Origin of the sequence: Wolbachia endosymbiont of Drosophila barbarae (genome assembly GCF_044752445.1) — a bacterium.
Lineage (GTDB): Bacteria > Pseudomonadota > Alphaproteobacteria > Rickettsiales > Anaplasmataceae > Wolbachia > Wolbachia pipientis.
In genome coordinates this window covers 3,536-4,803 of the sequence record NZ_JBIXJM010000246.1, presented here as the reverse complement: position 1 = coordinate 4,803, position 1,268 = coordinate 3,536, and the positions used below count along the sequence as shown (strand labels likewise).

The following is a 1,268-nucleotide window of genomic DNA, read 5'->3' as shown; positions in this document are numbered from 1 at the left end:
GTATATTCTCTTACCATTTCTAATCCTCCAAAATTTTATTTTACCCAAAAAAACTCTTTTCTTTCTCTCCACTTTTTCTGGGTAAGGTCACTACTGCTATTCCACGTCAAGAACAACCATAAGTTCATTAGGGTTCACATAACCTAAAGCATTTTTTGCTTGCTCATCAAGCAGATCTAAATCTAAGCTTTTTTCATATAAGCCAAATACTTTGTTGTCCAACTTTTCCTTTTCAGAAGAGACATCCTTTAGCAAAAGTTTATTGTACTCGATTTCTTTTTTTAAATCGATTAACGTCAATAAGCCACGTTTACCTGTAATTGTGCTAATGCTGAAATATAATGTAAGGGAAGAAATGAGTAAGGCTGCGCTTAAACACAGTAACTTTTGCTTCTTTTTAGATATAAGCACCGTACTTTCACATATAAAAAATATATAACATGAAAAGGTGAACAAAAAGCTAAGAACCTTGACGCGCTTTACACCTTGGCTTTACCTTATTTATAATGTAAATCTTACCACCCCTTTTCACAACTTTACAATTTTTATCTCTGTTACGATGAGATTTTAGCGACCCTTTGACTTTCATATCTATAGTAAGAATTAAATTACTTTACATTATAATAACTTATCAAGAGTTAGTCAATTGATAACATTTTATTAAAATATTGTATAATTGTTGCTGATACTTCTTCGATCGACTTTTGCGTGACATCGATAATTGGCCAGTTATTCTGTTTAAAGAGCTCCTCTGCTTCTTTAATTTCCTTTTCTACTTTCTCAGGGTTAGCATATATATTATTATCTTCGTTGTTAATTGAAGTAAGTCTATTTTTGCGTATTTCTATTAGCCTACTTACGTCTATTGTTACCCCTATCGTTAGTTTATTTTTTAATTTTGCCAAGTCGACATAAAAGGGTACCCCACTAACAAAAGGAATATTTGCAACCTTATAGCCTCGGTAAGCTAAATACGTACTGGTGGGAGATTTTGATGTACGTGAAACTCCAACCAAAATTATATCTGCTTTATCAATATCTTGAATATTTTGTCCATCATCATGATTAATAGTGTAGTTTATTGCCTCAATGCGCTGAAAATATTCGTTATTTATCTCAGTATGCAAGTCAAGCTTTTCGTCTTTTTCAATTTCAAGATAAGACGAAATTTCTCTAATAATATGTGATAATATTGCTCTATAGGGAATTTTCAACTTTATACAGTTATCTTTTAGATATTTTCTTAGCTCATCATCAGTAATAGTGCA

At 31.5% G+C, this 1,268-nt stretch carries 3 protein-coding genes; all 3 read right to left on the bottom strand.

The window, feature by feature from the left end; all coding sequences use genetic code 11:
* Nucleotides 1-96: 96 nt before the first annotated feature.
* A complete protein-coding gene (locus ACIPNH_RS06185) occupies nucleotides 97-411 on the bottom strand; it encodes an FtsB family cell division protein (RefSeq protein ID WP_010962526.1) in 315 nt (104 codons plus the stop codon).
* Between the two features lie 49 nt (nucleotides 412-460).
* A complete protein-coding gene (gene ykgO / locus ACIPNH_RS06180; RefSeq protein WP_006279631.1) occupies nucleotides 461-589 on the bottom strand; it encodes a type B 50S ribosomal protein L36 in 129 nt (42 codons plus the stop codon).
* A gap of 49 nt (nucleotides 590-638) precedes the next feature.
* The coding region (locus tag ACIPNH_RS06175) for a pyruvate, water dikinase regulatory protein (protein WP_400772261.1) at nucleotides 639-1,268 on the bottom strand (630 nt) is incomplete at its 5' end.